This is a genomic window from Anaerolineae bacterium, from assembly GCA_016931895.1.
In the GTDB taxonomy this organism is placed as follows: domain Bacteria; phylum Chloroflexota; class Anaerolineae; order 4572-78; family J111; genus JAFGNV01.
In genome coordinates this window covers 1-4,486 of sequence record JAFGDY010000017.1, presented here as the reverse complement: position 1 = coordinate 4,486, position 4,486 = coordinate 1, and the positions used below count along the sequence as shown (strand labels likewise).

General features: G+C 48.8%; 5 protein-coding genes. 2 read left to right on the top strand and 3 right to left on the bottom strand.

What is annotated here, in order from left to right; translation table 11 throughout:
• Positions 1 to 490: 490 nt before the first annotated feature.
• Positions 491 to 877 (top strand): hypothetical protein, encoded by a 387-nt coding sequence (locus JW953_01610; GenBank protein MBN1991371.1) that lies wholly within the window; start codon positions 491 to 493, stop codon positions 875 to 877.
• A gap of 142 nt (positions 878 to 1,019) precedes the next feature.
• On the opposite strand, the gene JW953_01605 is transcribed toward JW953_01610, so the two are convergent.
• The 3 genes from JW953_01605 to JW953_01595 all read right to left on the bottom strand — a co-directional run bounded on the left by JW953_01605 (position 1,020) and on the right by JW953_01595 (position 3,744).
• Complete coding sequence (locus JW953_01605) at positions 1,020 to 1,523, bottom strand: hypothetical protein (protein MBN1991370.1); 504 nt, start codon at positions 1,521 to 1,523, stop codon at positions 1,020 to 1,022.
• A gap of 102 nt (positions 1,524 to 1,625) precedes the next feature.
• Complete coding sequence (locus tag JW953_01600) at positions 1,626 to 3,050, bottom strand: DUF3843 family protein (GenBank protein MBN1991369.1); 1,425 nt, start codon at positions 3,048 to 3,050, stop codon at positions 1,626 to 1,628.
• A 127-nt stretch (positions 3,051 to 3,177) separates the two neighbouring features.
• Entirely contained in the window at positions 3,178 to 3,744 is a 567-nt protein-coding gene (locus JW953_01595) for a hypothetical protein (protein MBN1991368.1), read from the bottom strand.
• A gap of 462 nt (positions 3,745 to 4,206) precedes the next feature.
• Here JW953_01595 and JW953_01590 point away from each other — a divergent pair, with 462 nt between their 5' ends.
• Entirely contained in the window at positions 4,207 to 4,371 is a 165-nt protein-coding gene (locus tag JW953_01590; GenBank protein ID MBN1991367.1) for a hypothetical protein, read from the top strand.
• Positions 4,372 to 4,486: the final 115 nt, after the last annotated feature.

Here is a 4,486-nt window from a genome sequence, read left to right as displayed (position 1 = left end):
TTAAGCTATCAATCATTCTCAGATCAGATCTAACCCACCGCCCTTCGTCTGGCGAATGACACAAAAAAAGAACATCTGGATGCAGAGTTACAACGCCAGCAGATACGGACAGGCAGATAGCACAAAATCAACTTCAGTTCTCGCCGGGTGCAAATAGCCTGTAATCAATCTCACTTAACCCTTTTGTGCTATCTGTTGGCCTGGAGTAGAATACGGCCAAATCCTATGCACAAAAGGTGATCTTGATATGACGTCACAACTCCCCCCCATTGCAGACATTCCCATTCCCGAGACTATCCCAGAGGACTCTCATTGGTGGTAGTGGTCACAATCAACATGCCGGGTTGGCCTTGACCGCCCGAGTTGTACTTTGCCCTATTAACAAAAAGCCAGTCTAGCAGGCTGGCGTGACGACTTTTTGCGTACTAGTCCTGGTGCTGGTTTTTTATGACTTGGTTCAGCTATGATATAATCTTACCAGGAGATAGATATGGTTAATATTACCATGCAAGTGACAGATGAGTTGGCCCAGCGACTAAAATCTATCCATACCTGGTTACCGACCGTGCTGGAGTTAAGCCTGATTGGGTTTAAGACGTCAGCCGTACAAACTGCCTCGGAAATTATCGCTTTTCTGTCAAATGGGCCTTCGCCTACCGAAGTAATCGCTTATACTGTTTCTGAGCGGGCACAACAGCGGCTCAATCGCTTATTGGCGCTCAATGAGGCTGGCTTACTCTCGGCTGAAGAGCAAGCTGAACTGGACGAGATTGAGCAGATTGAACATATTATGATTTTGCTCAAGGCCAAGATGCACAAACAAGGGGCCAACTTAACGGCGCTATCATCCAGCCACTCGCACCTCAGGGCCGGGTGACCGTCAAAATGCTTCGCCTCAATGACTCTCCTCGTGTTGAAGAACGTCAATCGTTGATTGCTATCGGTTTGTATCCCTCACAAACTCAGTAATTCTGCCAATTTTCCAGCTTGTTTTGTCAGTATGTTGCGCTATCTGAGTTCTAGCTTTTACCTGTCCGGCGTTTTACCCATTCTGTTGAAGGCGGAGGCGGCATAACCGGCGGCTCCTGGTCGGCGCGAAACCAGCCGCCCATCGTCATGCGAATCTCTTGATAGCTTTTGAAATCGTGGGTATGCGGCAACATTTCGGCCACCGATTTAGGCTGCGTTAGCCCTTCCCGCCAGACTTGTTTCTCAACCGTACCGATGATGAGATAATCGTTGCCAACAACCGAGGGGTCATATTGCCCAAACATACTGGTCAACAGGTGTTCAAGCTCATCTTTATGACCAATCAACATATCGCAGGATGGGCAATAGCGGCACGTGTAGTTGAGCGCAATCAGATGCAAGGGGTCAATGTGGATGAGCAAAGGCAGTTTACGTTGACCAGTTTTGCGGCTGCAATCTGGGCAACTGGAAAAGCGCATATCCGGGTAGGGGTTGAGGGAAAAGTTATATTGGGGTGGTAGGAGGCCAAACCGTTTTTGCTTGGATTTTGCCATAAAATCTCCTTGAATTGAGGTCTCTCTTAACTTGCCTCGGCGTTGCTCGGGCGCTATCTCCCCGGTAAGCTCGTTGGCGGGCTTAGCCAGATTGAACCGGCCTTAGACCAAGGCTATTTGCGGATACCGCTTTCTATAAAAATGTCCTTTATACCGCCGCAACAGGTAATCCAGATACGTTTTATGAATCGTTTGATCAATCAAAAATACCGCCGCAATAGACTCGTCGCCATATTCTTTAACGAGCCGCCACACAAAATCAGGGCTGATCTCCTCCGCATCCATCAAGGAGTGAATAGCTTCTGCCTCATCTTCGGTTAAATCCTGTCCCCGTTTCTTTAGCCCGCTGACCACATCATTGAAGCCAGTCATGATCTCCTGGCCTTCGCTCGCATTAAAGTAGACCGCAATACCGTTCTCCTGTCCAACCAGTTCAGGAGGAAGAAGATCGCGGCGTGATAATGAGAGGTCACGCTTTGCCGGCGTTTTCGCAGCAGTTTTGCTATCCATCGCCTCATTGTGTTGGCGGTATAGTTCTTGCATAGCGGCGGTCAAGGCCCGGCCATCGGGGTAAACCGCCAGTTCATCGCCGTGATATTTCACAAATTCCCGGTAAAGAAGGTCCACGGTTTCACGGGCCATTTGGGCTTGTGGCTGGCAGTAGCGATAAGCAATAGACGGCATTTTCTGGGCAAAGGTTTGTTTAATTTCCTGAATGGTTTTGGCCGGCAGGTCTTTATAAAGCTGCTGTTCCCCCGACCAGTACCAGTCGCCATCCCAAAGAACCAGGCTGCCGAAAACAACCTGCCCCACTCTAAAGGGAGACCCTGGAGTGTCCATTCTAACCCGGTAAGGCTGGTCATTGATCAGGTTCTTCACCTCCAAATGGGATTTCTGGCTAGATAAAATACGATAATAGGCCATGTGCCGTTCATACCAATTGCGTAATATAGCCCGTTGTTCCGTCGTGATGTCCAGGGTGGCGGCCAAAATATCAATGACCCCCAAGCCTGACCAGGCGGTTGTCTCCTGACAGATGAAATCGTCAATGGCGCCAATATCGGGTTGACCGCCGTTGGCGGCAATATAGTTCCAGAAATTAAAACGGAACAGATAGGCGTGCTGGCCCATCCAGACCAATTTCTGCTTGACCTCCCACCCCAACTGGTTGGGTTGGGCCAAAAATTGCTTTACCCCCGACTCGTGCGGCACTCTGGTAAATTGCTTGGTTAAAAAATCGCCAACTTGGGCGGCCAGATGGCGCAAATCTTGATGGGTAGGAGCCAGAATCAAATCCGGTTTGAGTTCGTGGTATAATCCCCATAGCAGATAACCAAGGCGATATTCATTCAACCTTTGAGGCTCTGGCTCTTCTTGCGGCGGGAGGAACAACGGCAGAGGAGTATCAAAAAATTCCAGTTGATATTGCTCCAGGCTTCTCCAAAGACCGATGTCATTATGGATGTCCTCCATAAATTCAACCAACACCCCGGCCAGGTTAGCCCATTCTTTAGGTGGCAGGCGCAAAGTGTCATACCTTAATTCATTTTGCGTTTTGATAAGGAACCGTCTGAGTTCCCGCTCAATTCTGGGGAGATATCTGTCTCCTGCGCCGATATATCCCCGTGGTCTATGCCCTTGAGATTTCATAGATTCACTTTTCTGACTTTCCCGTTCCGGTTTTACCGAAACGCTCCAACACCCACAGGCAAGCCAGTTTCGTGGCGCCCAACTCGTAGTAGAAATGATTCCTTAACTCGCTCGATTTAACCGCGGAGAGGTGGCGAGAGTTCATCCCAATACCCTCGGTAAAGGCCTTCTGGGTGATGCCGCGCGCTTTCAACTCTTGCAGCAGCGCGTCAAGGGTGACACCCTGCAAATATTCGTGCAACTCGGTTAATTCATTGACCGCCGCCAATGGTTTGGGTTTAATCTCCCGAAAAGGGGCTGGATTATTCAAGAAAGTTAAGGCCAACGCCGCGCAGTGATGGCAATAACCATGTTTGCCAATGTAACAACTGCAAGCGGAAGTTACCCCCTGCTCCTCAGCCCGGATGGATACGGTGTAAGTGCCGTGATTTCCCACCACCTGGGCGGTAATATTCGTGTCCAGGCGCGTTCCGTTAAAAAATTTCCCAACATATCGCCTGGCCTTGTCGCCTGGTTCGCCGGGCCAGTGGCGACGAAGCGCCGCTTTGAGAACGTCTATATCTGTTGACATTGTTTACTTCCTGTTCGGGTCTATGTTTGACTGCTTCCGGCAATTTGATGGTGCTGTTTATGCCATCAGCTTATCCTGCCCTCTAATCTATCTCACCCGTTGCCAATGATATAATACCATACCGTTGCATTTTATGGTAAAGGTTGAGTCGCTAAACGATTTATTTGATCAGATTTTTACCCTGGTCGTTGACTCGGTACCCCATATCCACTTTTTGACAAATAGCTGGGTCAAGTTATCATAATCTCTATATCCCCCCTGCTTCTTCGGAAGCAGGGGGCAAGGCCGTAGCGCAAGCTGCGGCTTCTATATTTACTGACATTATTCTGAACGATGGCATTGGTTGATTGTCGCTATACCGAACTTGAAAAAGAGCAGCAAACCCCCGCTTGAGTTTACTTGCCTCTTCCAGCCGCACGGGGTACAGTCCCGCATCAAAATAATGTATAGTGAGGATGATTGATGGAAAAGATTATAAAAGAGGACTCTCACTGGTGGTCGTGGTCACAATCGACATGCCGGGTTGATATTGAGCATCCGGCTGGCGGTTTGAACTTTCCCTACAGCCAGTTGTTAAGACTGGCTTTTTATTGGTTTGAAAAGAAGTATCAAGATGTCAATGTTTGACTTATCCTCGCCTATGGTATAATGTGTACCAAGACATGCGGTAAGAAGTCAAGTAGAACATTGACAAAGAAATAGGCATTCAGGGAGTGAGAGGCTGAAAACAAGCGTACTCGTA